Raw genomic sequence first — 24,054 nt, forward strand, 5'->3', positions numbered from 1 at the left:
GCTGCAATGGCGAGCAAGGACATCACGGGTCGCTTCGGGCACGGAGCGAATCGGAAATGAGCAAAATCATGGCAGATGTGCGTTGGCTGACCTTTCGGTTGAAGAACGGGCAATCCATCGGGCCGGAGCGGCTGAAGGACGGATGGGTGATTGCCTCGGAAACCGCCCGCTGCGAGGTCCGCCGCGAACATATCGAGGGATCGGGCCTGGTGTACGCCCTGTATGCGCCGGCCAACCTGGCCTCACCGCGGCGCGCGGAAATGCGCATGCGCGAATTCCTGATGAGCTCGGGCTACACCTTCACGATGGGCACGCTGGGCGGCTGATCCCCGCCTGCTGCGGCTGCGGGCGCACGGCCAAGACCTGGCCGATCGCGCCGATCTGACCGCGCGCATCGAACGGCACTGTGCTGGTCGGCCGACACCCGGGTGGCCAAACGGCACCGACATGTCGAAGCCCAGCCACTCGCCTTCGGACATGCCGAACAGGTGCGCGGTCAGATCGAGGGGAGGCGGCACATGCTGCGCGGGTCCCTGCACCGTAAGCGTTGCCAGCGTGGCGGACGCGTTTCGCTATGCGATGGACTCAGTGTTGCACTGTCTTCAAGGCATCGACAACCTGTGCCTCAGAGAAGCCACAATGTCCTTCGCCCACCGATGGCAGTACCCGTGGCGCTGGCCGCGCACCGGCGTGTGCGGCCAACTGCGGATACACCGTCTGCATGTGCGGCACGATGGTCGGGTCGTTGTGGTTGAACTGGATCACCAGCGGGCGCTGCAGTGCGCCGGTCAGCGCCAGCGTCGCGCGCACCCTGGCCTGCGCGGCAGGTACAGCATCGATGCGCCGCACCCCGGCGTTGAATGCGGCGTCATCGCCGAAGCCGCTGTAGACCATGCCCCTGTTGCCGACCGGCATGCCACCGCTGCGTGTGGCCAGCTCGTGCAGGACCAGGGCGTGCAGGCTGATCGTGCCGGCCACTTCATCGGGGGAAACCTGCAGCCGCTGCGCCAGCAACGCGGCATGCGCCGGGTCGCGTTGCAGCGCGGTGGCGATGCCCTGGTAAAGCTCACTCTGGGGCAGCGTGGCTGCTTCGCGCGACGCCAACCCGGTGACCGGCAGCCCCTCAGCCTTGGGGAAGAAATAATCGAACGCGACCAGTGTGGTCAGCAGGTCGGCCGCGATCTGTTCGCCACTGAGATTGGCGCCGCACAGCGACACACCACCGGCATAGTGCTGCGGGAAACGCTCGAGGCTGCCAATGGTTACGGCACCACCCATCGAGAAGCCCAGCATCCAGGTGTGTCGCACGCGCTTGAGTTCACCCAGGGCATGCTGTCGCAGGTGTTCCATGTCGGTGATCGCCTCGGCCACCGCCCAGCCTTGGCTGGAATACGCGCTCTGCGCGACGGCGTAGCCCGCGCCCAGCAGTGCTGCGGTGCTGTCACCGGCGGCCATCGGCGTGGTGCGTGGCACGCCCACGGGCTCATAGCCATGGGCCAGCATCACCAGGTCGCCGTTCCAGTCTGCCGGTACATCCAGCCGCCAGGGGGCGCCCTGCAGCTCGCCGCTGAGCGTGCGTGGTGCCGAGGTTGGTGCTGCCAGCGATGCCGTCGAAGCATGCAGCAGGCCAAGGGCGAGGGCACATCGAAGCAAGGGGCGCATCGTGGTCATTCCATGCGGGAATGGCGCAGAGCATAGATGCCAGCGGAATGTTGCGCGCGCTGCACTGCCGCAGGGGATTGCGGGCCGTACAGGCGGCGCTCTACGCTGGTGGCATGGCTCCGCACGTCACCGCGTCGATTATCCGCATTCCCCAAGGGAAGGCGGGGTAGCGCGCGGTCGTCACGGCCCTGCAACCCGCCCGGGAAGGCGGATTGCATGCAGCGCTCTCCCGGGAACTGGAATCCACCGAGGAGATCGCAGATGCAACACCCTTCATCCGCCGATGGCGGCGCAACCCTGCACCTGCTGTGCGGCAAGATCGGCGCAGGCAAATCGACGTTGTCGCAACAGCTGGCGGCCAAGCCTCGCCACGTATTGATCAGCGAAGATGCCTGGTTGGCCACGCTGCACCCGGGCGAAATCCACTCCGTCGCCGATTATCTGCAGCGCGCAGCCACGCTGCGCAGCGTGCTGACCGATCATCTGCGTGCGCTGCTGCAGGCCGGCGTCTCGGTGGTGCTCGATTTCCCCTTCAACACGCCCGCCACCCGCGGGTGGGCACGTGCGGTGTTCTCGCCAGTGGGCGCCGCGCATCAACTGCACTTCCTCGATATCGCCGACGAGGTCTGCAAGGCGCGGCTGCGTGCACGCAATGCATGCGGCGAGCATCCCTTCCAGGCCAGCGATGAGGAATTCGAGCAGATCACCCGCCACTTCGTTGCACCGGCAGCAGAAGAGGGTTTCATGGTGATGCGCTACACCGAGGCAGGCTCGGCATAGCGCGGTCGGCTCAGTCGCCGAATGCCGGCTTGCCTTCGGTGGCGGTGCGCACGAGCGTCCTGCGGAAGGTCTCGACCAGGGGGCGCAGGTTGATGCGGTGCCAGGCCGCCCACAGCGGTGTGCGGTAGCTGAACCACGGCAGCTCGCGCAGCACCACGCCGTCCGGCGCCTGGTGATCCAGGCTCTGCTGGACGGTGGTCAGGCCCAGGCCGGCGGCAACCAGGCCAAGCGCGGCCAGTGGCTCGGTCGCTTCCATGGCGATGGTCGGGGTGAACCCGGCTTTCGCACACGCGGCGATGAAGGTGTCGTGGCGCAGTGCGTTTTCCCTGTGCATCACGCCGATCCACTGCTGGCTGGCCAGATCCTCTGGCGTGATGGTCTCTGCACTGGCCAGTGGGTGGTCGGCCGGCACGGCCAGCAGCATCGGGTCGTTCAGCACCTGCGTGGCCTCCAGGTCCGGATCGTCGAATGCCGGTGGTTCGCAGACCAGGGCGATGTCCAGGCTGCGTTGCCGCAGGCCTTCCAGCTGCACGTCCGACTGCTGGTTGTAGAGCGCGATATGCACCGCCGGGCGATCGCCGCGCAGTTCGCGCAGGGCGGTGGGCAATACGCCGGAGTGCATCGCGTACTCCAGATAGCCGATGCACAGGCCGCCTTCGTCGCCGCGGCCGAGCCGGCGCGCCAGCGATTCCAGCCGGTTGGCATGGGTCAGCAGGGCCCGCGCCTCGGCGAGGAAGGTACGGCCATCGGCGGTCAGCCGGATGCGCTGCTGGGAGCGTTCGAACAGCTGCAGTTCCAGCCGTTCCTCCAGCTGGGCGATCTGCCGGCTGAGCGGGGATTGGGAGATGTGAAGGCGCTCGGCAGCGCGGCCGACGTGTTCATCTTCGGCGACGGCCACGAAGTAGCGCAGTTGGCGGAGGTCGAGCATAAGACCTTGTGGGACTTAAGATAATTAAATTATGTCTTGGACAGTCTTATCGGGCAAGCCTAGCCTGTGCCTCAACTTCAACAACCTCCCCAAGGGGGAATCCATGAGCATCAACACGCTGCTGGCTGGCAAGACCCTCGGCTTCGGTACCGCGCCGCTGGGCAACATGTTCCGTGACATCCCGGAAGCCGAGGCCCAGGCCACGGTGGACGCGGCCTGGGAACAGGGCACCCGCTACTTCGATACCGCCCCGTTCTATGGCGCAGGCCTGGCCGAGATCCGCCTTGGCGACGCGCTGGCCAAGCGCAACCGCGATGACTTCGTGCTCAGCACCAAGGTCGGCCGCCTGATCCTGGACGAAGTGGAAGACACCAGCGCCCGCGACCTTGGCGAGAAGGGCGGCCTGTTCGTCGCCGGCCGCCCCAACAAGCTGGTCAACGATTACTCGGCCGATGCCACCCTGCGTTCGATCGACGACAGCCTCAAGCGCCTGAAGACCGATCGCCTGGATATCGTCTGGGTGCACGACATCGCACAGGACTTCTACGGCGATGAGTGGCTGTCGTACTTCGAGACCGCACGCCGCGGCGCCTTCAAGGTGCTGACCCGCCTGCGCGAGGAGGGCGTGATCAAGGCCTGGGGCCTGGGCGTCAACCGTGTCGAGCCGATCGAGCTGACCCTGGACCTGGACGAAGCCCGTCCGGATGGCTTCCTGCTGGCAGGCCGCTACTCGCTGCTCGACCACGAGCGTGCGCTGCAGCGGGTGATGCCCAAGGCGGCCGAGCGCAACACCGGCGTCGTGGTCGGCGGTCCGTACAGCTCCGGCGTGCTGGCCGGTGGCAGCCACTTCGAGTACCAGAAGGCGTCGCCGGAGATCCTGGCCAAGGTCGAGCGCATCAAGGCCATCGCGGCCGAGTACGGCATCAGCATCAAGGCGGCCGCGTTGCAGTTCTCGCTGGCCAACCCGGCAGTGGCTGCGGTGATCCCGGGCGCCAGCCGTCCCGAGCGCATCGCCGAAGACTACGCCGCACTGAAGGAAATCATCCCGGCCGGGTTCTGGCAGGCGCTGCGCGCCCAGGGCCTGGTCGCGGCCAACGCCCCGCTGCCGATCGACAACATCTGAGTCCCGAAGGAGACATTCCCATGGCAACTGCTTTTGTATCCATCACCGTGCCGACCCCGGCCGACCAGGTCTGGAACCTCATCGGCGGCTTCGATTCATTGCCCGACTGGCTTCCGTACATTCCCCAGAGCACGCTCAGCGAAGGCGGTCGCGTGCGCCATCTGGCCAATCCCGATGGCGATGCCATCGTCGAGCGCCTGGAAGCCTTCGACCAGGCCGATCGCAGCTACACCTACTCGATCCTGCAGGCCCCGTTCCCGGTCAGCGGCTATCGATCCACCCTGCGTGTGGTCGAGCAGGGCGACGGTTCGCGGATCGACTGGTCCGGTGACTTCACTCCGGTGGGCGTCAGCAACGAAGAAGCGTCCGCGCTGTTCGAGGGCATCTATCGCGATGGCCTGAAGGCCCTGGAAACCACGCTGGCCGGGTGAATGCCCGTGTGGCGTTGACCGCATGCAGGCGCCCCGGCCGGCCCGGGGCGTCTGCGTGTCAGGGTGCGGGCGTCGGTCCACCGCAGGCGACGCGATGCATGGGAAAGTCCATTGCCTGCTTCGGATTGTCCTGCGCGATCTCGATGCGCGCATGTGCGCGCTGGTTGTCGAGGCGCCGGTAGTGGATACGCTGTGGGAAGTCGTTGGCAGGATTCTCGAAGACCGCCTCGTTGGCATCGACCCGGGTGGCGTTGAAGTCCGTGGCGTTCTGGCCAGAGGGCAGGGCAGTCAGCACCAGGCGCCCATCATCGTGCTGGCGCAGTTGCATGAACTCGAAGCCGACGGTTCGCCCGTCACGCAGGCTGCGGCTGCTGCCGAACAGAGTGTTTCCAGCCAGGCTGGTCCATTGCTCGCCGGCACCGGGTGGCTGCCCATCAAGCTGCCAGCAACCGGCCAGCCAGGCCAGGTGTTCGATCTTCGAGGGTGAGGCGGATAGCGCGTGCGGGGCCGCGAGCAGCAGCGGCAACAGGGCCAGGGCGATGCGGAGTGACATCGGTGCCTCCATGCGCGGGAACGTGCGGCCTGTATAGCGCCCGCCAGATCACGCGGCCAGTGCCGTCCTTTCCAGTGCTGATTCCGATACGATCTGTCACATTGAGCTTGTCTCGCTTGACCCGGAGTCCCGTCATGGTCGACCGTCTCGCCATTCTGCTTGAACGCTTCGCGGTCACCGCCTCGGTGTTCCATGCCGGTGCGCTGTGCGGCATCAACACGCTGGAGGGTGAGGATGAAGCCGGGCAGCTGCACCTGGTGCGACGTGGCCCGCTGCAGGTCAGTCATGCCCAGCAGACCGTACAGGTGGATGTGCCCAGCCTGCTGCTGTATCCGCGGCCGATGCCGCACCGCTTCAGTACCGACCCACAGCAGGGCGCCGACATGGCCTGCGCGAACCTGCATTTCGAAGGCGGCCGGCTCAATCCGATCAGCGCCGCGTTGCCGGATTTCATCTGCCTGCCGCTGGCTGGGCTGTATGGCGGCAACGCAGCGCTGGAGTTGTTGTTCGAAGAAGCGTTCGAGCAGCGTTGCGGGCGCGCGGCGATGGTCAACCGCCTGTTCGAGGTGGTGATGATCCAGGTGCTGCGCCAGCTGATGGAAGGTGGCGAAATGCGCGGCGGTCTGTTCGCTGGGCTTGGCCACCCGCGATTGCGGCTGGCGCTGGTGGCGATGCACGAAGCCCCGGCGCAGGGGTGGACGCTGGAAGATCTGGCCGAGGTGGCCGGCATGTCACGCAGCGTGTTCGCCGCCAGCTTCCGCGAAGCGATGGGGACCACCCCGGGCCAGTACCTGCAAGGCTGGCGGGTCGGGCTGGCACAGCAGGCGCTGCGCCAGGGCCGGCCGCTGAAGCGGATTGCCGACGAGGTGGGCTATGGCAGCGAGGCGGCACTCTCGCGCGCGTTCAAGGCGCACACGGGGCAGTCACCACGCGAATGGCGCGGACAGGCGCGTGCTGGCACGGCCTGAGCCTCAGCCCAGCACCAGCCGGGCCAGCTTCATGCCACCGAACAGGCCGGCCAGGCCCAGCGCCACCGAGCCACCGGCATACAGCGCGGCCAGTCCGTGCTGCCCGCGCTGCAGCAGCAGGCCGATCTCCAGCGCATAGGTAGAGAACGTGGTGTAGCCGCCAAGGATGCCGGTGGCGAGCAACAGGCGAAGCTGCGGCGAGGCACCATTGCGCATCGCGAAGACCTCGACCACCACGCCCATCAGCAGGGCGCCGCTGATGTTGATCAGGAAGGTCGACCACGGCCAGGGGCTGCCGACGGCCACTCGGGCGCCGATCAGGTTGCAGGCGTGGCGCAGGCAGGCACCGATACCGCCGCCGACGAAGACCAGGAAATAGTTGTTCAATGCTTGCATGGCGTGCCTCGAATGCGGGTTCGCAGGGTCAATGGCGAACGCCGAGGGCAGGCACGACCTGCCGTCGACGAACACCGGGTTCGTCCTGGCAGGAGCCATCAGCCTTCTCAGGCGGTTATCGGGGGAGCCCCATCCCCATCGCGGTCCATGCTACCAGCGGCGGTGCATTCACGTCATCGAGGTCGTCAGCACGCGGGCCACCTTGCTGCGGCTGAAGCCATCCATCAGCAGTTCGAACGCGAGCAGGTCCAGCGCCGCGTGGCGGCGGTGGTCGATCTCCAGGCCATTCTCGGCCACCAGGTGACTGACCAGCTCATAGGCGTCCTGCCAGACGTCAAGGTGGGCCTGGCTGGGAATGTAGGCGTTACCCGGCTCCCCGACGCCACGCCCGTTCACTCCATACAGCAGCTCGCGTGCGTCCAGCTTGGCCGCATCGGCGATGCGGAACAGCTGCTCGGCTTTCACATGGGACGCACTGACATGGTCGTTGAGCCAGTTGCTGATGGTTGCCGTGGTGGATTTGGCGGCGCGGGCCAGATCGGCCGGGCGGGGGTGCCCGGCTTTCTTCATGGCGGCGGCGAGTCGTTGGCCGAGAGTATTCATCTATGCAAGCCAGCTTAACGCGTGGAATGCGAAGAATCCTTGCCGCAAGAATAAGTCTGGTTAACAAAAGGGCAGACCATGACCGAATTCTGGAACAAGCGGCAGGTGCGTACGCGGCTGGGGTTCCAGACCGATGCGGAGCTGGCGCGCTTCTTCGGCATCAGCCGTTCCGCGGTATCGCAATGGCCGAAAGACTTCCCGATCCCCGCTCTGCGGCAGTACATCCTGCATCAGCGCTACCCGAACCTGTTCCCCGCAACTGGCGCCGCCGAAGTCGAATCCGCCTGAATTGCGCCGCCTTTTGTCGCATTTAGCATGCTAAGCGCATTCTGTTAAGTTCATTTAGCAAAATAGGAAAAACTGATCGTTTTGGCAGTACCTATTGTCGAGGCCTACCGGCTGCCGGACAGGTGCCTGGGGCGCGTTGTCGGCTTCACCCCATCCGCGAGGGGCGGGGTCCCGTATGTGGTTTCGTGAACGATTAATAATTTCAATCGCGAAAGTCGCTGCATGTAATTGACCTGTCGTGAAATCTGTGACTAATTTGAATCAACCGGGCGTGAAGCCTGGGAGTCTTTCAGTAGCACGCAAGTGAGTCGGTAGACCGTCAACGATGCAGAACAAGTCCAACGGAGGTCGTATGGAATACGGCATGCATGGCTTGGCTGAACGGGTACGCCGCGAACTGGAAGCCAGCTATCACAAACACGGATGCGGTCCGGCGTTCTGGGATACCTACCAGCAGGTGCTGGACCGGCTCGTCCCGCAGGGGACCGAGCGTACCGAGTTCACCAACGAAATGGCGCTGATCATCGAGCAGCTGGGCATTGTCCGACGCGCGCAGCTGGTACCACCGCACGCCGACGGGCCGCGTTGATTCAGAGCAGGCGCCAGGCGCCGCAGGCAAGCAGCGCCAGCAGCAAAGACAGCAGGGCCAGGGTCCGGGGTCGCCACCAGCGCTTCGGTTGTCCGGCCATCGCCTGCGGACTGCAGTAGCGCACCAGCCCCGGACCGAACCCGGCCCGGTGCTGTTGCTGTGCGCAGGCTTCCAGACAGGCGCCGCAGGCCAGGCAGTCGGCCTGCGGCCCCTGGCGGATGTCCAACTGCATCGGGCAGGCGCTGATGCAGGCCGCGCAATCGGTGCAGTCGCCAAGACGGTCGGCGCTGAAGGTCGGCATTGGTCCGGCCAGCAGCGGATGCGCGGCGCGGAACACGTAGTCCTGTGCAGTGGTCGGGTCGAGCAGGCCGCGGCCACGGCCCAGCACGCCGCCCAGTCCGGATGGGCGAGGTCCGCGTGGCTCGCCGCGGCGGGCGTCGTACAGCATGCGCGGCGTATGTGGATCGGTCAGCAGCGGCTGCATGCGTGCGAACGGGCACAGCGAACGGCAGACCTGCTCGCGCAGGAAGCTGGCGTTTGCCCAGGTGGCGGCGGCATAGAACAGCACCCAGAACGTTTCCCAGCCGCTCCAGCCGGCGCGCGGCGCTGCGATCACCAGCTCGGCGATCGGGCTGAACAGGCCCACGAAGGTGATGCCGGTCCACAGCGAGAGCAGCCCCCAGGCCAGCTGTGTGGCCGCGCGCGCAACGCGTGCCGGAAGCGCGCGGGCCACGCCGTCGGCGATCCAGTCGAAGGCACGGCGCCACAGTGTCTGCGGGCAGGCGTGGCCGCACCAGATGCGCCCGGCGAGGTGGGTGAGCAGTGCCAGCCCCACCGCGAGCACCGCCAGCAGGCCGACCAGCACCCCGACGTCTCCCGGCCACAGCGTCCAGCCGAACAGATCGAAGCGGCGGGCGTTGATATCCAGCAGCAAGGCCTGGCGGCCGTCCCAGCGCAGCCATGGCAATGTGTAGAACAGCACCAGCAAGGCGGCGCTGAGCGTGCCGCGCCAGTGCCGTGGTCTCGGTGTGCAGGTCGTACTCATCCCAGCGGCAGCTCGTCGTCGTCGCCGCTGGGCATCGGTCGCTGCAAGTACCAGGTGATCGCGCTGGACAGCGCCGTCACCGTCCAGAACATGAAGAAGCCGGCCGTGTAGCCCATTTCACGGCTGATCTGCGTGCCCGGGAAACTGATGGCCTGCAACCGCAGCGGGTCGACGAAGGCGAAGAACACCACGCTGGCCAGGCCGGCAGCGATGAAGCTGGGCCAGAGGATCGCGCCCCATTGCTGGATCAACTGCTGGCGACGGTTGGGAGAGGGTCTGTTCATGCTGTCCCGGATCGAAAAGTGGGCGGCGCGTATACTCGCCTGGGTTGGCGCGGCATCCGCAGGGCATGCTTCCTGCAAGCGTGCCAGCCTAGGTGCAGCGGACTGCGCCGACATTGATCTGGATCAACGGTGGTGCCGGCCGGCTGCGGCACACTGCCGGCACGCTTTGGGTACCCCGATGAACGCAACGCCGCCTGTCCTTCCTGTCGCCTCGCCCGAGCTGTGCACCGAGCAGGAAGTGACCCGCTTGGTCCACGACTTCTACGCCCGCGTGCGCGAGGAGGAGCGATTGGGGCCGGTGTTCGAGGCCCACGTCCACGACTGGCCGGAGCATCTGGCCCAGCTGGTCGACTTCTGGTCGGCGATGCTGCGCGGCACCCGGCGCTTCAAGGGTTCGCCGATGTCCAAGCACATGGCCATCGAGCTGGACAAGGATCTGTTCGACCGCTGGCTGGTGCTGTTCCGGATCACCACCGCCGAATGCGACAACCCGCCGATGGAGGAGCTGGCCAACGACGTGGCCGCGCGCATCGGTGACACCTTCTGGAAGCGCTACCAGATGCTGCGATGGCCGCAGGTCGGCCTGCCGGTGCTGGCGATGCCCGCCAAGGATTGATCTGGGTCAAGGCGGCGCAGGCCGCCCGGCGCGATGCTGGCGCCATGGACACGTTCTCTCCCGCCGCTGGTGGCCTGGCCTGGACCTTCGACCCCGACCTTCTGCGCCGGCACGACCGGCCGGGCCCGCGCTACACCTCGTACCCGACCGCGCCGCATTTCCATGATGGGTTCGACGCGCCGGCGCTGCGCCAGGCGATCGCCGACAGCAACCAGCTGGCCCGCGCGCTGTCGTTGTACGTGCATGTGCCGTTCTGTTCCAGCCCGTGCTTCTACTGCGGCTGCAACCGGGTGATCACCCGCGATCGCGGCCGTGGCCACAGCTATGTGTCGCGCGTGCTGGCCGAGGCCGATCTGCTGGCACCACAGTTCGAGGACGGTCGCGAGGTCATCCAGCTGCATCTGGGCGGTGGTACGCCGAACTTCCTCGATGCCGAGGCGATGACCACACTGGTGGAAGGGTTGCGCAGGCGCTTCGATTTCAGCGATTCACCGCAGCGCGATTTCTCGATCGAACTCGATCCACGCTTCATCGACACCCGTGACGTCGCCATGCTGGCGCGCCTGGGCTTCAACCGGGCCAGCCTGGGCGTGCAGGATTTCGACCCGCAGGTGCAGGAATCGATCAACCGCATACAGGGCGTGCAGCAGACACTGGACATCCTGCGCGCCTGCCGCGACAGCGGCATGCGTTCGGTCAACGTCGACCTGATCTACGGCCTGCCCGGGCAGAGCCTGGAAGGATTCGGCCTCACCCTCGAACGGGTGCTGGCGCTGCGCCCGGACCGCCTGGCGGTGTATGGCTACGCGCACCTGCCGCATCTTTTCCGGGCGCAGAAGCAGATCGACGAAAGCAGGTTGCCGTCGCCGGAAGACAAGCTGGCGCTGCTGGGTCTGGCGGTGGAGAAGCTCTCCACGGCTGGCTACCAGTACATCGGCATGGATCATTTCGCATTGCCGGAAGAGGATCTGTCACGCGCGCAGCGTGCCGGCCAGCTGCATCGCAACTTCATGGGTTACACCACCCACGCCGATACCGATCTGCTCGGCCTGGGCGTAAGTGCGATCAGCCATATCGGCGCCACCTACAGCCAGAATCCACGTGACCTGGCGTCCTGGGAGGACGCGGTGGACCAGGGGCAGTTGCCGGTCTGGCGCGGTGTCGCGCTGAGTGCCGACGACCAGTTGCGCGCGGAGCTGATCCAGCAGCTGATGTGCCAGGGCGAGGTGGATGGTGCGGTGCTGGGGCAGCGCCACGGCGTGGATTTCCAGCAGTACTTCGCCGAGGACCTGCGTTCGGTACAGCGGCTGCAGGAAGATGGCCTGGCCGAATACCGCGATGGCGTGGTGCGTGCGAGCGAACCCGGGCGACCGTTGCTGCGGTTGCTGGCAATGTGCTTCGACCCGTATCTGCGTGCCGCACATGAGCAGCCACGTTACTCGCGGGCGATCTGAAAGCCGGATGTGCTGCGTGCGTGTGGTGCCCGGAGCCGGAATCGAACCGGCATGGGGTTGCCCCCGGCGGATTTTAAGTCCGATGCGTCTACCAGTTTCGCCATCCGGGCCTGCAGCGCGGCGCCGATTGTAGCCTACCCGTGTCGCTGCAGCCGGATTGCGCGGGAGCGACGTGCTTAACTGTTATCCCTGTTCATGTCATAGTCCCAGCCACCGTTCCCAGGGGGGGAGCCACCCGATGTCGCTGCACGCGATTGCCTATGCCAGTGAGGCCCGCGCCGATCTGCGGACAACCGATCTTGATCGCCTGCTGGCCGACGCCACGGCATTCAATCGTGTAGCCGGTGTCACCGGTGTCCTGATGTTCGACGGCAGCCGCTTCCTGCAGTATCTGGAAGGCCCCGAAGATGGCATCGATTCGGTGTTCCAGCGCATCTTCAATGCACGCAGCCACACGCAGATGAGGCTGTTGTGCCGCGCGCCGGTGGTGCAGCGTGCGTTCCCGCGCTGGTCGATGGGGACGCGGCGGATCGATGCGGACCTGCTGACCCAGATCGTTGACGCGGCGTGGCCGGGTTTCCTGCTTGGCAGCGGTGGTTTCGAGCGCCTGCTGCAGGCCTGGACCGGTGCCGACGGCGAGCTGGAACCCGCTGCGGTCGCGCTGGGTTCCTGAGCCCGCCTTGGCGGCGGGGTACCGGGGCCGGTAGGCTGTAGCCTTTCTGGTGCGGGTTTTCCGGAGTGGTACAGCGAATGAGTGGGTTGGCCCAAGCCATGGCGGCACGCATCCGGTTTCACCCGGTGCACGGGACATGCCGATGAGCGTGCCCGTTGCGGCGGCGGTGACGCCGCGTTTCGCCGTGATCGGCCTGGGTTACGTCGGCCTGCCATTGGCGGTGGCGTTTGGCCGGCACTGGCCGACACTGGGCTTTGACATCGATGCTGGCCGCATCGCAGAGCTGCGCGGTGGCCGCGATCACACGCTGGAGATGGAGGCCGACGAGCTGGCCGAAGCCACGCATCTGCAGTACGGCAGCGATCCTTCGCTGCTCGATGCCTGCAACGTCTATATCGTCACCGTGCCGACCCCGATCGATGCATACGAGCAGCCCGACCTGGAGCCCCTGCGTTCGGCGACACGGCTGATTGCCAGTCATCTTCGCGCCGGCGATCTGGTGATCTACGAGTCCACGGTGTACCCCGGCACCACCGAGGAAGTGTGCGTGCCGCTGCTGGAACAGGGTTCGGGCCTGGGATTCAACGAAGACTTCTATTGCGGCTACAGCCCGGAACGGGTCAGTCCAGGTGACCGCCAGCGGCGCCTGGCCGACATCCGCAAGATCACGTCTGGTTCGACCCCGGAAGTCGCTGCGGTGATCGATGGTCTCTACCAGCGCATCATCGACGCCGGTACGTTCCCGGCGCCGTCGATGCGCGTGGCCGAAGCAGCCAAGGTGGTCGAGAACATCCAGCGCGACGTCAACATCGCGCTGGTCAACGAGCTGGCGCTGATCTTCGACCGGCTCGGCATCGATACCCAGGACGTACTGGACGCCGCTGGCAGCAAGTGGAATTTCCTGCCGTTCCGGCCAGGCCTGGTTGGCGGTCACTGCATCGGCGTCGATCCGTACTATCTGCTGCACAAGTCCGAAAGCGTGGGCTACCACCCGGACCTGATCCACACCGCGAGGCAGGTCAACAACCGCGTCGGCGAGCACGTGGCGGCGCGCGTGCTGGCGATGCTGGCCGAGCGTGGCCGTGCACCGGCGGAGGCACGCATCCTGGTGCTGGGCGTGACCTTCAAGGAGGATTGCCCCGACCTGCGCAACAGCCGCGCGCTGGAACTGGCCCAGCGCCTGCGCGATGCGGGGGCGCAGGTGGAGGTGAGCGACCCGTGGGTCGGCCCGGCGGCATTGACCGGCGAGGGCCTGGATTGGCTGGCCGAACCCGGGGCAGGGCGCTACGACGCGGTGGTGCTGGCGGTGGCCCACGCCCGTTTCAAGGCAATGGATGAAGACGCAATCCGGGCGCTGCTGGCGCCAGGCGGCCTGGTCTACGACGTCAAATCGGCCTGGCCGCGCAACGTGGTTGACGATCGTTTGTAAGCCTTGGCAGCGAGCGGCGCGGTAGACTCGGGAACAGTTGCAACCGAGGAAAGCCATGCACCGGTACATCGTCTACCTGCTCGCCATCCTGATGTTCCCGATATGCCTGTGGCTGGCCACGATCTGGCCGGCCTGGTACTGGGGCGTCGGCCTGACTGCCGCGATGGTGGCATTGGGGACCTGGGACCTGCTTCAGAAACGCAGCACGCTGCGCCGCAACTATCCGGTGATGGCGCACTTCCGCTACGGGCTGGAATCGATCGGCCCGGAGATCCGCCAGTACTTCGTGCAGAGTGACCTGGAGGACGTGCCGTTCTCGCGCCAGCAACGTGCACTGATCTACCAGCGCGCCAAGAACGAGATGGACACGGTACCGTTCGGCACCCTGCGCAGCACCTATGCGGTGGACTACGAATGGATCAACCATTCACTGGCGCCGACCGCCATCGCCAAGCATGACTTCCGCGTGCTGATCGGTCCGAACTGTGCCAAGCCCTATTCGGCCAGCGTGTTCAACATCTCGGCGATGAGCTTCGGTTCACTGTCGGCCAATGCCATCCGCGCACTGAACGAAGGCGCACGGCGTGGTGGTTTCTACCACGACACCGGCGAAGGTTCGATCTCGCCCTATCACCGTGAGATGGGCGGCGATCTGGTCTGGGAAATCGGCTCGGGCTACTTCGGTTGCCGCGACGAGAAGGGTGGTTTCAGCGAGGAACGCTTCGTTGCCAATGCCGCCCATGACCAGGTCAGGATGATCGAGATCAAGCTGTCGCAGGGTGCCAAGCCGGGTCATGGCGGCGTGCTGCCAGCGCCGAAGGTGACTGCCGAAATCTCGGTGACCCGTGGCGTGCCGATGGGCGTGGACTGCGTGTCGCCGTCGCGTCACTCGGCGTTCTCGACACCGGTCGAGCTGCTGCAGTTCGTCGCCCGCCTGCGCGAGCTGTCCGGTGGCAAGCCGGTCGGTTTCAAGCTGGCGATCGGCCACCCGTGGGAGTGGTTCGGCATTGCCAAGGCGATGCAGGAAACCGGGTTGCTACCGGATTTCATCGTGGTGGACGGTGCCGAAGGGGGCACCGGCGCGGCGCCGGCCGAGTTCGTCGACCATGTCGGCGTGCCGATGCACGAAGCGCTGCTGCTGGTGCACAACACCCTGGTCGGCCTCGATCTGCGCGAGCGCATCCGCATCGGTGCAGCCGGCAAGATCACCAGTGCGTTCGACATCGCGCGCACCATCGCGCTGGGTGCCGACTGGTGTAATGCCGGCCGCGGCTTCATGTTCGCGCTGGGCTGCATCCAGTCGTTGAGTTGCCATACCGACAAGTGCCCCACCGGCATCGCGACCCAGGACCCGGCGCGCTGGAAGCATCTGGATGCACCGGACAAGGCCACCCGTGTGTACAGCTACCACGAGCACACGCTGCATGCCTTGAAGGAACTGCTGTGTGCTGCGGGCCTGAACGACCCGGCGGAACTGGGCCCGGAGCATATCCTGCGTCGGGTTTCGCCTGTTGAGATCCGTTCGCTGGCCTCGCTGTACCGTTACCTTGAACCGGGCGAGCTGCTGCACAAGGTACCGGATCACGCCGTGTTCCATGCGTTCTGGGCCGATGCGCGCAGCGATTCCTTCCAGCCGCCGCCGAAGATCCAGGCGCTGCGCGCCAGCAAGTCGCGATAAGGTGTTGCTGTAGATACCGTGTCGCCCTCGCCTAGGCAAGGGCCGAGCCCATGCTCGGCTGCTTCTCTCATCGCGATGTTGGAACGAAGAACCGTCGAGCATGGCTCGACGCTGCAAGGAGATGCCATGCGGTTCAGGACCGGCACCACGGATGACGTGGCCACGCTGTGGGCGTTGCGCACGCGTTGCGTGCGCGGGACCTGCAGCAGCCATTATCCGCCCGAAGTGATTGCGCCCTGGTCGGCCTCGCCACCGCCGTCGCAGTACGCGCGGCTGCTGGGGCAGGGTGGCTGCGTGGTGGCCGAGGATGGGCAGGGCGGCCTTCTTGGCTTCGGTGTGTTCGATGCCGATGCCAATGAAGTCGACGCGTTGTTCGTTGATCCTGATCGTGGCGGCCAGGGAATCGGCCAGGCGCTGATGCAGCGCCTGCTGGCAATGGCCGATCGTGAGCGTGAGGTGGTGCTGTCGGCCTCGCTCAACGCGGTGCCGTTCTACCAACGGCAGGGATTCATCAGCGTGCGCGAAGAGGTCTATCCGCATCCCAGCGGCGTGGCGCTGGCTTCGGTGAGCATGCGCAGGCCATGGTGAGCACCCGGGGACTGTAAGGCAGTCGAGGATGGCTCGACTCTACAATGCAGGCGTCACCGCCCGGCCAGCCACCTGATCACGCCCTCGGCGGCGCGCAGGCCACTGGCGTAGCACGCGGTCAACAGGTAGCCACCTGTCGGCGCCTCCCAGTCCAGCATCTCGCCGGCGCAGAACACGCCGGGCACGGCCCGCAGCATCAGGCCATCATCCAGCGCATCCAGGCGCACGCCACCGGCGGTGCTGATCACCTCGGCCATCGGCCGGGGACGCAGCAGGCGCAGCGGCAGGCGCTTGAGCGTAGCCGCCACGGCAGGCAGGTCGTTGCCGGCTTCCTTACCCAGAATCTCGAACACCAGTGCGGCCTTCACCGCATCAAGGCCCGCCTGGCGACGCAGGTGCTCGCCGAAGCTGCGGCCCTTGCGCGGGCGTGACAGATCGGCCAGCAGGCGCGCCTCGTCGCGGCCCGGCACCAGATCCAGCCACAGCATCGCGTGGCCATCGCGGTTGATGGTCTCGCGCAGGTCCGCCGCCAACGCATAGATCAGGCTGCCTTCGATGCCGTACTCGCTGGCCACGCATTCGCCCTGCAGCGACTGTGGCTGTCCGGCCAGGTCGATCCAGTGCGCGACGACCGGCTTCAACGGTGCACCGGCATTGCGCTGGGCGAAGAACGGGGTCCAGTCCACGTCGAAGCCGCAGTTGGCTGACTGCAGTGGCGCGATGTCCACGCCACGGGCCTGCAGTGGTGCAACCCAGGCGCCGTCGCTGCCCAGCTGCGGCCAGCTGCCGCCGCCCATCGCCAACACGGTGGCATCGGCGTGGACATCGATCTCGCCGGCTTCGGTGGCGAAGCGCAGCGCGCCGTCGTTGCTCCAGCCGATCCAACGGTGGTTGGCATGCAGGCGCACGCCCTGTTCCTTCAGCCGGCGCACCCAGCCACGCAGCAGCGGCGCGGCCTTGCGGTCGACCGGGAACACGCGGCCGGAGCTGCCCACATAGGTCTCCACGCCAAAGCCGCCGGCCCAGTCGCGCAATGCCTGCGCATCGAAGCCATCCAGCCAGCGGCCCACGGTCGTGGACTGCTCGCGGTAGCGGCTGTCGAACAGCGGACGCGGATCGGAATGGGTGAGGTTGAGTCCGCCCTTGCCGGCGATCAGGAACTTGCGGCCGGGCGAACCCTTCGCCTCGTACAGGTCCACCTCCAGACCGGCGGCGCGCAGGCGCTCGGCGGCGAACAGGCCGGCCGGGCCACCGCCGATGACGGCGACCCGCGGAAGCGGTGCGGCATTACGGTTTGACATCGAGCAGCTCGACATCGAACACCAGCGACGAACCGGCCGGAATCGGGCCAACCCGGCGGTCGCCATAGCCGTAATCCGGCGGGATCATCAGGGTGCGCTTGCCACCGACCTTCATGCCGGCCACGCCCTCATCCCAGCCGCGGATGACCTGGCCGGCGCCGAGCGCGAAGGTGAACGGTTCGCCGTGCTTGAAGGAGCTGTCGAAGGTCTTGCCGTGCTTGGTTTCGGTGCGGTTGTCGTAGATCCAGCCGGTGTAGTGCACGGTGACCTTGCTGCCGGCAACGGCTTCGGTGCCGGTGCCGGGCACGGTATCGATGCGCTCGAAGCTGGTCAGGGTGCCGCCGGGCGGTGGGCCGGACGGTTCGGTTGTGCAGCCAGCGGCGGCGAGGGACAGCAGCAGGGGAAGCAGCAGGCGGCGCATCGGGCGTCTCCGGAAGGGCGCAGGGCGAGGGCGGCAAGGGTAGCGCATCGGCGCCGGGTATCATGGGGGCATGGCAAAACTCCTGCTCAATCTGCGCAATGTCGGCGACGACGAATATGCCGATGTCTGCACGCTGCTCGACCAGCACGGCATCGCCTGGTATCGCACCGAACCCAGCCCTTGGGGCATCTCCAATGGTGGCCTGTGGCTGCGCGAGGACGCCGATCATCCACGTGCGAAGGCGCTGATGGCGGAATACCAGGCCGAACGCGGGCCGCGCATCCGTGCCGAGCGTGAGCAGGCATTGCGTGATGGCACGGCGGAGACCTTCGGCAGCCTGTTCCGGCGGCGGCCGGTCTACGTGGTGCTGGTGCTGCTGGGGATGGTGGCTGCGGCGGCGCTGGTACTGCTGCCGTTCGTGTTGTTGCGGGGGTAATGGGGCTTCTGGCCGGGTTGCACCCGGCACCCGCAGACGCAACGGCAACAGCAACGACAAAAGCCGGGCTTCAGTGGGAGGGCGGGGCGGTGTGGACAGGCGGGGGACGGCAAAAGCTGCTCCTGCGTGCCTCGTAGAGCGCCATCCATGGCGCTCTGCGCCCCCGCCTGCCCACACCGCCCCCCCTGACAGATTCCGGATGTCTGCCGGGCTTGGGGTCGGGTCCCTCTGCTGCGCAGAGGGCTCTGACCCCTGAATCTGCCCGGAGGGGCGGGAGGCGCTAAAATGGCAGGATGATCGCCAATACTGCTGCCTACCATTTCGCCGTCATCGACGCTCCCCAGGCCCTGTGCGACCAGTTGCTGGCGCGTGCCGAGGCGGCGCAGTTGCGGGGCACGATCCTGGTGGCGGGCGAGGGGCTGAACCTGTTCCTGGCGGGTGCGCCGGAGGCGGTCGAGGGTTTCTACGCGGCGCTGCGTTCTGACGCGCGGTTTGCCGATATGCGGGTCAAGACCAGCTTCAGTGAACATCAGCCGTTCGCGCGGCTGAAGGCCAAGGTGAAGGACGAGATCATCAGCTTCCGCCGTGACGACGGTCAGCCGCTGGACTATCCGCGCGCGCCGGCGGTCGATCCGGCCACGCTGCAACGCTGGTTGCGGCAGGGGCATGACGACGCCGGCAAGCCGGTGGTGATGCTCGATACCCGCAACCTGCAGGAAGTGGAGTACGGCACCTTCAAGGATGCGCTGGTGCTGCCGATTCACAAGTTCACCGACCTGCCCGAGGCGCTGGCGCCGCACCGCGAGGCGCTGAAAGACAGCACCGTGGTCAGTTTCTGCACCGGCGGCATCCGCTGCGAGAAGGCGGCGCTGTGGATGGTCAACGACGGCATGGACAACGTGCTGCAGCTGGACGGTGGCATCCTCGGCTACTTCGAGGAGGTGGGCGGCGAAGGCTACGAAGGCCGCTGCTTCGTGTTCGATGAGCGCGTGGCGCTGGATGCCGAGCTGAAGCCGATGGTCGACCAGCCGCTGCCGGAGCCGCGCCCCAGCGCGTTCTGACGTTTCCGCGGTAGAGCCGGCCGCTGGCCGGCTGCGAAGCCATCTACCTGTATGCCGGCCAGCGGCCGGCACTACCAATCGCGCTTGGCGCGGACCAGGGCACCCCGGATCGGCCCGGTCAGCCCTGAACCCGCCACACGGGAATCAGCATCCCGCCACCGTCACTGGCCGCGGCACCCGGCCGACCCCATGCATGGGGGATCCTGTGACGGAAAAACGCCTGATGATCCCGTTGTCGATCCTTGACCTGGCCCCGGTCTGCGAGGGCAGTGACACCACCGCCGCTTTCGCCAACATGCTGGAACTGGCCCAGCATGCCGATGCGCTGGGCTACCGCCGCTACTGGCTGGCCGAACACCACAACATGCCGGGCATCGCCAGTGCGGCCACCGCCGTGCTGATCGGCCACGTCGCCGGTGGCACAAAGCGCATCCGCGTCGGTGCCGGCGGCATCATGCTGCCCAACCATGCCCCGCTGCAGGTGGCCGAGCAGTTCGGCACGCTGGCTTCGCTGTATCCGGACCGCATCGACCTCGGCCTGGGCCGTGCACCCGGTACCGACCAGCCGACCGCGCGTGCGCTGCGCCGCTACTTCGACAGCGCCGACCAGTTCCCGCAGGACGTGCGCGAGCTGCTGCATTACTTCGAGCCGGTACAACCCGGGCAGGCGGTGCAGGCGGTTCCGGGTGGCGGCCTGCGGGTGCCGACCTGGATCCTCGGTTCGAGCCTGTTCGGTGCGCGCATGGCCGCCTCGATGGGCCTGCCGTATGCGTTCGCCTCGCACTTCGCACCCGACGCGATGGATGAAGCCCTTGCCGTGTACCGCCGCGAGTTCCGCCCCTCGGCCACGCTGAAGCAGCCGCACGCGATGCTGGCCCTGAACTTCGTTGCCAGCGACAGCGAAACCGAATCGCGGCGCCTGTTCACCAGCCAGCAGCAGAGTTTCGTGAACCTGCGTCGCGGCCGACCGGGCAAGATTCCGGCACCGATCGACGACATCGAGTCCTTCTGGGAGCCGCACGAAAAACTGGGCGTGGAGCGGGCGCTGGCCTGCACCGTGCTGGGCGATCCGCAGCAGGTGGCGGAGGGCATCGCCGCGTTCGTCGAACGGCACAAGCCCGACGAGCTGATGCTCACCGCCAACCTGTACGACCACCGCGCGCGCCTGCGCTCGTTCGAACTCACCATGCAGGCCTGGCACGCCCGCCACGCGGGCTGAACAATTGCGTCACGGCCCATTGCGGCCGAACCGCGTCTGATGGGGCCTCATATCGAAGGAGCCCCCACATGGCCGATACCCGTGCCGAACACATCGCCCAGCTGGCCGAACTGATCAAGGACGTGGAGGTGGCGATGTTCACCACCACCGGCGTCGACGGCCGCCTCTACAGCCGGCCGTTGGCCACCCAGCAGGTCGCCTTCGACGGTGACCTGTGGTTCGTGATCACTGGCGACAGCCCCAAGGTGGCCGAGATCGCGCTCGACCCGCGGGTCAACGTGGCGTATGCCTCGCCCTCGAAGAACACCTATGTGTCGGTGGCGGGGCGGGCACGCGTGGTCGACGATCGCGCGAAGATCGAGGCGCTGTGGTCACCGGCGATGAAGCTGTTCTTCCCCGGTGGCAAGGATGACCCCAACCTTCGCCTGATCCATGTGCGCGCCGACAGTGCCGAGTACTGGGACGGTCCGGGCACGCTGCTGGGCACGGCGCTGAGTTTCGTGCTGTCGGCAGTGCAGGACGAACCGGCGGCGCTGGCCGACAACGGTTTCATTGATCTTCGGTGATGACCGATGTCCGGTATTGGTAGTGCCGGCCGCTGGCCGGCAGCCCTGGAAACGTGGCAGCCGGCCAGCGGCCGGCTCTACCGGATTCCGGATCAGAACCAGCGCTGGAACAGCTCCACCGTATAACCCACCAGCTGCCCCGAACTGAAACCGAAGAAGGCGATCGCTGCCACGGCGGCGATCCAGTTGAACAGCATCAGCGCGCCATCGCGTTCCAGCAGCGCCAGCGAGAACAGCAGCAGCTGGAAGCCGAACAGGAAATTGGTGAAGGGAATCGGCAACGACAGCAGCAGGCCCAGCAGCACCAGCAGCAGGCCGGTGAAGGCGTGCGCCATCAGCGGTGTCAGCAGTTGCGGCAGGCGGGGTTTCAGCATCTTGTCCAGGCGCCGCAGCGGGCGGTCGATGCGGTCCAGGAAACGATGCATGGTGCCGCGCTTCGGCCCGCGGCGGGCAATGAAGCCGGGCAGCCAGGGCCGGCGCAGGCAGAACAGCATCTGCAGGCCGATCAGGACCACCAGTGGTCCGCTGACCGCGCCGCCCATGCCCGGGATCGGGATGAACGACGGCAGGATCGCCACGAACAGGAACACGCCGAACGCGCTCTGCTGCAGGTTGCCGAGGATCTGGCCCAGCGGCATGTGCTCGGCGGGATCGCCAGAGGCGAACATCTCCAGCAGGGTACGGATGCCCTCGTTACGGTAGGCCGGGCGCTCGTCGCCCGGACCCTTGCCGGGCTCAGGCGGTGAGCTCATCGGCCTGCTCGTCGGACAACGTGCGCAGCAGCAGCTTGTCCACGCGCGCACCATCCAGGTCAACCACTTCGAAGCGCCAGCCCGCCCAGTCGAAGTACTCGCCTGCGTGCGGAATGCGGCCGAAGTAATGGATGCACATGCCGGCCAGCGTGTAGTAGTCGCCGTCCTCGGCGTCGGGCAGGTCGTTGCTGCCGATCAGTTCGCGCACGTCTTCGATCGGCAGCGAGCCGTCCACCAGCAGCGAGCCGTCTTCGCGGGTCACCACCAGCGCGTCCTCGTCGGCGTTCTCCACCGCCTGCAGGCGGCCGACCACCGCGCCCATCAGGTCGCTGATGGTCACCAGGCCCTGGATCTCGCCGTACTCGTCCACCACCAGTGCCATCGACTGCTGTTCCTCACGGAAGATTTCCAGCAGCTTCATCGCGTGGGTCGATTCGGAGACGTACAGGGGTTCGCGCAGGGTCTGGAACAGCGCGTTGTCGCCGCGCGCCATGCGCGTGGCCAGCGATTTCAGTTCGAGCACGCCGACCACGTCCATGTCGTTGTCGCGGTACACCGGGTACCGGGAGAACTCGTGTTCGGCCATGATTTCCAGGTTGCGCTCCAGCCCGGCCTGGGTATCCAGCCACGCGATGCGGTTGCGCGGGGTCATCAGGCTGTCGGCGGTGCGGTCGCCGAGGCGCATGACGCGGTTCATCATGTCGCGCTCGTGGGCATCGATCACGCCGGCCTCGTGGCTTTCGGCGACCAGCATGCGGATCTCTTCTTCGGTCACCGAGGCGACTTCATCCTTGCCCAGGCCGAACAGGCGCAGCACCAGCTGGGTGGTCCTGGACAGCAGCCAGACGAAGGGCAGGGCGAGCTTGGCCAGCCAGCTCATCGGCATCGCGACCAGGCCGGCAATGGCCTCCGAACGGGTCAGCGCCAGGCGCTTGGGCACCAGTTCGCCGAAGATCAGCGTAATGAAGGTGATCAGGCTGACCGCCAGCGCGGTACCGATGTTGCCGGCATAGGCGAAGCCCGGCATCAGGCCCTGGATCCAGCCGGCGAAGGCTTCGCCCAGCGCTTCGCCGCCGAGGTAGCCGGTCAGCACGCCGATCACGGTAATGCCGATCTGCACGGTGGATAGGAAGCTCTCCGGCTTCTCGGACAGCTCCAGCGCCTTGGCCGCGCGCTTGGAGGTGGCGGCCATCTGCTTCAGGCGGCTCTTGCGCGAGGTCATGACCGACATCTCGGACATGGCGAAGAAGCCGTTCAGCAGAACAAGCGCGAAGACAATCAGGATCATTTCAAACACGGGCGTCGTCCCCGGTTGGTGGCAGGGAGGGCGGGTGCTTGCGATGGCGGCAGGCGCTCAGGAACGGGGTCCGGCGCGGCGCAGGGGGATAAGGGTCGTCGTCCATAAGGTGCGCCCGAAGGCGCGCTGGCATCTTAGCAAAGGGGCGTGGCAGGGTGGCAACCGCCTGTTCAGGTTCGGGGTTCCGAGCCCCGGAAAGGGGGCGGGGATACCCGAGATGGTCATCTAGCCGTCATAATTCCGTCTGGTGCCGTCCTTCCCGCGACGGCTGACAGGTTTCTCAATGTTCTCTCTGCAGACCATTTTCGGTTCCGGCAAACAGTTCTACACCCTGCTCGATGAGGCTGCCGTCGCGGCCTCCGACGCCGCCAAGGCGCTGCATTCCATGCTGCGCGAGGCCGACCGCCAGCCCGCGCTGGACGCCTTCAAGCTGGCCCGCCTGCGCGAGCGCGCGGCCTCGGACAAGATCAGCCAGGCGCTGGTGGACAGCTTCATGACCCCGATCGAGCGCGAAGACATCGAAGCGCTGGGCTCGGCCCTGTACAAGATCCCCAAGCAGATCGAGAAATTCGCCGATCGCTATTCGCTGGCCACGACCCACCTGGAGCACATCGACTTCGCGCCGCGCGCGGCGATGCTGGAACAGGCCGCCGGCGTGGTGGTGGAGATGGTGGCCGACCTGCGCCACATGAACCTGGACCGGATGACCGCGCTGAACGAGAAGCTGCGCTCGCTGGAAAATGAGGCCGACCGCCTGATGCTCGAGCTGTACCGCGACATCTATTCCGGCCGCCTGGACAACCTGCAGATGTTCCTGCTGAAGGAATTCTTCGAGATCCTGGAAAAGGCCATCGACCGTTGCCGCGAGGCAGGCGTGGTTGCTTACCAGATCGTGTTGAAGAACAGCTGACGG

The 24,054-nt window shown here is 66.5% G+C and carries 29 protein-coding genes, 1 tRNA gene and 1 riboswitch; of the genes, 18 read left to right on the forward strand and 12 right to left on the reverse strand.

Annotated elements, in window-relative coordinates:
- Positions 1-56: 56 nt before the first annotated feature.
- A complete protein-coding gene (locus AC5P99_RS07310; RefSeq protein ID WP_005408911.1) occupies positions 57-326 on the forward strand; it encodes a hypothetical protein in 270 nt (89 codons plus the stop codon).
- Between the two features lie 259 nt (positions 327-585).
- Here AC5P99_RS07310 and AC5P99_RS07315 read toward each other — a convergent pair whose 3' ends face one another.
- Entirely contained in the window at positions 586-1,662 is a 1,077-nt protein-coding gene (locus AC5P99_RS07315; protein WP_108270450.1) for an alpha/beta hydrolase family protein, read from the reverse strand.
- Between the two features lie 261 nt (positions 1,663-1,923).
- Here AC5P99_RS07315 and AC5P99_RS07320 point away from each other — a divergent pair, with 261 nt between their 5' ends.
- Positions 1,924-2,442, forward strand: coding sequence for a P-loop nucleotide/nucleoside kinase family protein (locus tag AC5P99_RS07320; RefSeq protein WP_123958401.1), 519 nt, complete (start codon positions 1,924-1,926; stop codon positions 2,440-2,442).
- Positions 2,443-2,452: 10 nt separating this feature from the next.
- Here the strand turns inward: AC5P99_RS07320 and AC5P99_RS07325 are convergent, their stop codons facing one another.
- The gene (locus tag AC5P99_RS07325) at positions 2,453-3,370 is read right to left on the reverse strand and encodes a LysR family transcriptional regulator (RefSeq protein ID WP_065183382.1); all 918 of its coding nucleotides are present in this window, start codon (positions 3,368-3,370) and stop codon (positions 2,453-2,455) included.
- A gap of 103 nt (positions 3,371-3,473) precedes the next feature.
- Between AC5P99_RS07325 and AC5P99_RS07330 the strand changes: the two genes are divergently transcribed.
- Together AC5P99_RS07330 and AC5P99_RS07335 are read left to right on the forward strand one after the other, a co-directional pair.
- Positions 3,474-4,493, forward strand: coding sequence for an aldo/keto reductase (locus tag AC5P99_RS07330; RefSeq protein ID WP_005412841.1), 1,020 nt, complete (start codon positions 3,474-3,476; stop codon positions 4,491-4,493).
- Between the two features lie 20 nt (positions 4,494-4,513).
- A complete protein-coding gene (locus AC5P99_RS07335) occupies positions 4,514-4,924 on the forward strand; it encodes an SRPBCC family protein (protein WP_164223033.1) in 411 nt (136 codons plus the stop codon).
- Between the two features lie 58 nt (positions 4,925-4,982).
- Here the strand turns inward: AC5P99_RS07335 and AC5P99_RS07340 are convergent, their stop codons facing one another.
- Positions 4,983-5,477, reverse strand: coding sequence for a DUF6265 family protein (locus tag AC5P99_RS07340; RefSeq protein WP_049396368.1), 495 nt, complete (start codon positions 5,475-5,477; stop codon positions 4,983-4,985).
- 134 nt (positions 5,478-5,611) lie between these two features.
- On the opposite strand from AC5P99_RS07340, the gene AC5P99_RS07345 reads away from it, so the two are divergent.
- A complete protein-coding gene (locus AC5P99_RS07345) occupies positions 5,612-6,445 on the forward strand; it encodes an AraC family transcriptional regulator (protein WP_024956612.1) in 834 nt (277 codons plus the stop codon).
- Between the two features lie 3 nt (positions 6,446-6,448).
- Here AC5P99_RS07345 and crcB read toward each other — a convergent pair whose 3' ends face one another.
- Both crcB and AC5P99_RS07355 read right to left on the reverse strand, forming a co-directional pair.
- A complete protein-coding gene (gene crcB / locus AC5P99_RS07350; RefSeq protein ID WP_005412844.1) occupies positions 6,449-6,841 on the reverse strand; it encodes a fluoride efflux transporter CrcB in 393 nt (130 codons plus the stop codon).
- 82 nt (positions 6,842-6,923) lie between these two features.
- A riboswitch (Fluoride riboswitch) is annotated at positions 6,924-6,987 on the reverse strand.
- Positions 6,988-7,009: 22 nt separating this feature from the next.
- Entirely contained in the window at positions 7,010-7,411 is a 402-nt protein-coding gene (locus AC5P99_RS07355) for a transcriptional regulator (RefSeq protein WP_005408921.1), read from the reverse strand.
- A gap of 111 nt (positions 7,412-7,522) precedes the next feature.
- Between AC5P99_RS07355 and AC5P99_RS07360 the strand changes: the two genes are divergently transcribed.
- A complete protein-coding gene (locus AC5P99_RS07360; RefSeq protein WP_005408922.1) occupies positions 7,523-7,732 on the forward strand; it encodes a helix-turn-helix domain-containing protein in 210 nt (69 codons plus the stop codon).
- A 352-nt stretch (positions 7,733-8,084) separates the two neighbouring features.
- Positions 8,085-8,321 (forward strand): hypothetical protein, encoded by a 237-nt coding sequence (locus tag AC5P99_RS07365; protein WP_005408923.1) that lies wholly within the window; start codon positions 8,085-8,087, stop codon positions 8,319-8,321.
- A gap of 1 nt (position 8,322) precedes the next feature.
- Here AC5P99_RS07365 and AC5P99_RS07370 read toward each other — a convergent pair whose 3' ends face one another.
- Both AC5P99_RS07370 and AC5P99_RS07375 read right to left on the reverse strand, forming a co-directional pair.
- Entirely contained in the window at positions 8,323-9,366 is a 1,044-nt protein-coding gene (locus AC5P99_RS07370; protein WP_049449142.1) for a 4Fe-4S dicluster domain-containing protein, read from the reverse strand.
- Complete coding sequence (locus AC5P99_RS07375) at positions 9,363-9,650, reverse strand: hypothetical protein (RefSeq protein WP_005408925.1); 288 nt, start codon at positions 9,648-9,650, stop codon at positions 9,363-9,365. The genes AC5P99_RS07370 and AC5P99_RS07375 overlap by 4 nt, the downstream gene beginning before the upstream one ends.
- 178 nt (positions 9,651-9,828) lie before the next feature.
- Between AC5P99_RS07375 and AC5P99_RS07380 the strand changes: the two genes are divergently transcribed.
- Positions 9,829-10,266, forward strand: coding sequence for a group III truncated hemoglobin (locus tag AC5P99_RS07380; protein ID WP_049449144.1), 438 nt, complete (start codon positions 9,829-9,831; stop codon positions 10,264-10,266).
- 44 nt (positions 10,267-10,310) lie between these two features.
- On the forward strand, positions 10,311-11,720 hold the full coding sequence (gene hemN / locus AC5P99_RS07385; protein WP_049449169.1) for an oxygen-independent coproporphyrinogen III oxidase: 1,410 nt from the start codon (positions 10,311-10,313) through the stop codon (positions 11,718-11,720).
- A gap of 23 nt (positions 11,721-11,743) precedes the next feature.
- On the opposite strand, the gene AC5P99_RS07390 is transcribed toward hemN, so the two are convergent.
- Positions 11,744-11,830, reverse strand: a tRNA-Leu gene (locus AC5P99_RS07390).
- A 128-nt stretch (positions 11,831-11,958) separates the two neighbouring features.
- Here AC5P99_RS07390 and AC5P99_RS07395 point away from each other — a divergent pair.
- The 4 genes from AC5P99_RS07395 to AC5P99_RS07410 all read left to right on the forward strand — a co-directional run bounded on the left by AC5P99_RS07395 (position 11,959) and on the right by AC5P99_RS07410 (position 16,088).
- Complete coding sequence (locus AC5P99_RS07395) at positions 11,959-12,393, forward strand: BLUF domain-containing protein (protein ID WP_049452791.1); 435 nt, start codon at positions 11,959-11,961, stop codon at positions 12,391-12,393.
- Positions 12,394-12,535: 142 nt separating this feature from the next.
- The gene (locus AC5P99_RS07400; RefSeq protein WP_005408982.1) at positions 12,536-13,822 is read left to right on the forward strand and encodes a nucleotide sugar dehydrogenase; all 1,287 of its coding nucleotides are present in this window, start codon (positions 12,536-12,538) and stop codon (positions 13,820-13,822) included.
- Between the two features lie 55 nt (positions 13,823-13,877).
- Positions 13,878-15,500 carry an FMN-binding glutamate synthase family protein gene (locus AC5P99_RS07405; RefSeq protein ID WP_109813829.1) on the forward strand — a complete coding sequence of 541 codons (1,623 nt, stop codon included), beginning with the start codon at positions 13,878-13,880 and terminating at the stop codon, positions 15,498-15,500.
- Between the two features lie 126 nt (positions 15,501-15,626).
- On the forward strand, positions 15,627-16,088 hold the full coding sequence (locus tag AC5P99_RS07410) for a GNAT family N-acetyltransferase (protein WP_164223042.1): 462 nt from the start codon (positions 15,627-15,629) through the stop codon (positions 16,086-16,088).
- Between the two features lie 53 nt (positions 16,089-16,141).
- Here AC5P99_RS07410 and AC5P99_RS07415 read toward each other — a convergent pair whose 3' ends face one another.
- Positions 16,142-17,389 carry a TIGR03862 family flavoprotein gene (locus tag AC5P99_RS07415; protein ID WP_111108377.1) on the reverse strand — a complete coding sequence of 416 codons (1,248 nt, stop codon included), beginning with the start codon at positions 17,387-17,389 and terminating at the stop codon, positions 16,142-16,144.
- Complete coding sequence (locus tag AC5P99_RS07420; RefSeq protein WP_049449157.1) at positions 17,376-17,810, reverse strand: FKBP-type peptidyl-prolyl cis-trans isomerase; 435 nt, start codon at positions 17,808-17,810, stop codon at positions 17,376-17,378. Before AC5P99_RS07420 ends, AC5P99_RS07415 begins: the two co-directional genes overlap by 14 nt.
- Before the next feature lie 70 nt (positions 17,811-17,880).
- Here AC5P99_RS07420 and AC5P99_RS07425 point away from each other — a divergent pair, with 70 nt between their 5' ends.
- The 4 genes from AC5P99_RS07425 to AC5P99_RS07440 all read left to right on the forward strand — a co-directional run bounded on the left by AC5P99_RS07425 (position 17,881) and on the right by AC5P99_RS07440 (position 21,092).
- On the forward strand, positions 17,881-18,246 hold the full coding sequence (locus tag AC5P99_RS07425; protein ID WP_108270445.1) for a DUF6164 family protein: 366 nt from the start codon (positions 17,881-17,883) through the stop codon (positions 18,244-18,246).
- 293 nt (positions 18,247-18,539) lie between these two features.
- Positions 18,540-19,307, forward strand: coding sequence for a sulfurtransferase (locus AC5P99_RS07430; protein ID WP_033834118.1), 768 nt, complete (start codon positions 18,540-18,542; stop codon positions 19,305-19,307).
- A 223-nt stretch (positions 19,308-19,530) separates the two neighbouring features.
- Positions 19,531-20,526, forward strand: a complete 996-nt coding sequence (locus AC5P99_RS07435; RefSeq protein ID WP_329768877.1) for an LLM class flavin-dependent oxidoreductase — start codon at positions 19,531-19,533, stop codon at positions 20,524-20,526.
- Positions 20,527-20,594: 68 nt separating this feature from the next.
- Entirely contained in the window at positions 20,595-21,092 is a 498-nt protein-coding gene (locus AC5P99_RS07440) for a pyridoxamine 5'-phosphate oxidase family protein (RefSeq protein ID WP_049449163.1), read from the forward strand.
- A 92-nt stretch (positions 21,093-21,184) separates the two neighbouring features.
- Here the strand turns inward: AC5P99_RS07440 and AC5P99_RS07445 are convergent, their stop codons facing one another.
- Positions 21,185-21,844, reverse strand: coding sequence for an exopolysaccharide biosynthesis protein (locus tag AC5P99_RS07445; RefSeq protein WP_049449166.1), 660 nt, complete (start codon positions 21,842-21,844; stop codon positions 21,185-21,187).
- Positions 21,828-23,132, reverse strand: coding sequence for a hemolysin family protein (locus tag AC5P99_RS07450; protein ID WP_032966609.1), 1,305 nt, complete (start codon positions 23,130-23,132; stop codon positions 21,828-21,830). The genes AC5P99_RS07445 and AC5P99_RS07450 overlap by 17 nt, the downstream gene beginning before the upstream one ends.
- Positions 23,133-23,424: 292 nt before the next feature.
- Between AC5P99_RS07450 and AC5P99_RS07455 the strand changes: the two genes are divergently transcribed.
- Positions 23,425-24,051, forward strand: coding sequence for a DUF47 domain-containing protein (locus AC5P99_RS07455; protein ID WP_004152833.1), 627 nt, complete (start codon positions 23,425-23,427; stop codon positions 24,049-24,051).
- The last annotated feature ends 3 nt before the right edge of the window (positions 24,052-24,054 follow it).

Source organism: Stenotrophomonas sp. YJH_SMC_80 (assembly GCF_059372495.1).